1 protein-coding gene is annotated in these 1,809 nt (G+C 53.0%); it reads right to left on the bottom strand.

What is annotated here, in order from left to right; translation table 11 throughout:
- Positions 1 to 195: 195 nt before the first annotated feature.
- A complete protein-coding gene (locus ACR0LL_RS21040) occupies positions 196 to 1,599 on the bottom strand; it encodes an aspartate ammonia-lyase (RefSeq protein ID WP_480589241.1) in 1,404 nt (467 codons plus the stop codon).
- Positions 1,600 to 1,809 lie beyond the last annotated feature (210 nt).

The raw sequence follows: 1,809 nt of genomic DNA, 5'->3' as shown, positions 1-1,809 counted from the left end.
ACCGCTACCGTCCGCTTTCACGCGGACCTTCACATTGTAGTCAATCACGCGTTTGACAGGTACCAGTACCTTCATTGTAGCGCTTTCTCCTTTTCATACGTCGTTTAGTTTTCTCCGAGAGGGGCCTCGGATACCCCTTCGCACCAGGCAACAAGTTGCGGGCTAATGGCTATATACGAGAGAGATAGAACCGGTTCATGAGGGCACCGCCCTGTCGAGCATTGCCACCGGAGATAGAATCTTGTCCAATTCGCTCTCAGGGACCAACCCTTCTTCGATAACAACATCGCGGATTGATGCGCCGGTGGCCAAAGCATGTTTGGCAACGCGCGCAGTGGCATCGTACCCCAGATACGGAACAAGTGCGGTGGCAAGAACTAGGCTGTTATCCAGCAGATCCTTGCAGCGATCCGCGTTCGCTTCGATACCGAGAACACATTTCTCGGTCAGGACTTTCGTACCATTGATCAGAATCTTCAGCGACTTCAGGAGATTGTAGGCAACGACGGGCTCCATCGCATTCAGCTGCAGCTGACCTGCTTCTGAGGCCATCGTCACTACGAGATCGTTTCCAATGGTCTGATAGCAAATTTGGTTGACCACTTCAGGGATGACTGGGTTGACCTTGCCGGGCATTATGGAAGACCCGGCCTGTACTGCAGGCAATGTAATCTCACCCAGTCCAGCACGCGGGCCAGAAGACAGCAACCGCAAGTCGTTACAGATTTTCGACAGTTTTACAGCCAGACGTTTGAGAATGCCCGAAAAGGTGACGAATCCTCCCAGGTCGGAAGAGGCCTCGATCAGGTCACTGGTGTGTTTGAGGTCAAAGCCCGAAATCTCTGCCAAGTGGGCAACGGCGCGCGTGTCATAGCCGACTTCGGCATTCACACCGGTGCCAATTGCAGTACCACCAAGATTGATTTCCGTTAGAAATCGCCCAATTTCGCGGATTCGATCAATATCCTCACCGACGGTGACGGCAAAAGCTCTGAATTCGGCGCCCAGAGACATGGGCACTGCGTCTTGCAATTGGGTTCGACCGACCTTAACGATGTCGGCGAAGGCCCAGGCGCGATCTTCAAATGCAGATTGCAACCCCTTTAACGCGGCGCAAAGCGGCTCGACATGAAAAAGTACAGCAAGCCGGACGGCAGTCGGATACACGTCATTTGTGGACTGACCGTGGTTCACATCGTCATTGGGGTGGAGATGCTCGTACTCTCCGGGGGCATAACCCAGCTTTGTTAGGGCGAGGTTTGCAATGACCTCATTGGCATTCATGTTGGTCGAAGTTCCTGCGCCACCCTGAATCATGTCCACCACGAAGTGTTCGTGATGCTTGCCGCCGATGATTTCCTGGCAGACCGCATCTATCGCTTTTGCCTTTTGCGTCTCAATGCCACCAATTTCGGAATTTGCCCGAGCGGCGGCCTGTTTGACCATGGCCAGGGCAACGACGATGCTGGAAAAATGTGACAACGGCACGCCGGTGATCGGAAAGTTCTGCCGTGCACGCTCGGTCTGAATTCCGTGCAGAACCCCAATGGGCAGGTCTATTGACCCGATCGCATCCGCTTCACTTCTTCTAGATTGCATAGACAGTATTTTCCCCGTGTTTGCCCACTTCGACTAGCTCAACCAGCAGGTCGATCAAAAGACAGGCTTTCCACAGCGTTGGTTAGTTTGTCACAAAGCAAACATGCAGGAGCATTATATTGAGCAGCCTCATCTGACTGGTCCATTTTGATTGTTAGTGCATGATCGGCCTCTGATCCATCGGAATGATGGCTTCAGGAGCTGGTGGTT

The sequence above is a fragment of the Ruegeria sp. AI2 genome (assembly GCF_056541275.1).
The sequence above is the reverse complement of the archived record's forward strand: the minus strand, read 5'-3'. Positions and strand labels throughout refer to the sequence as shown.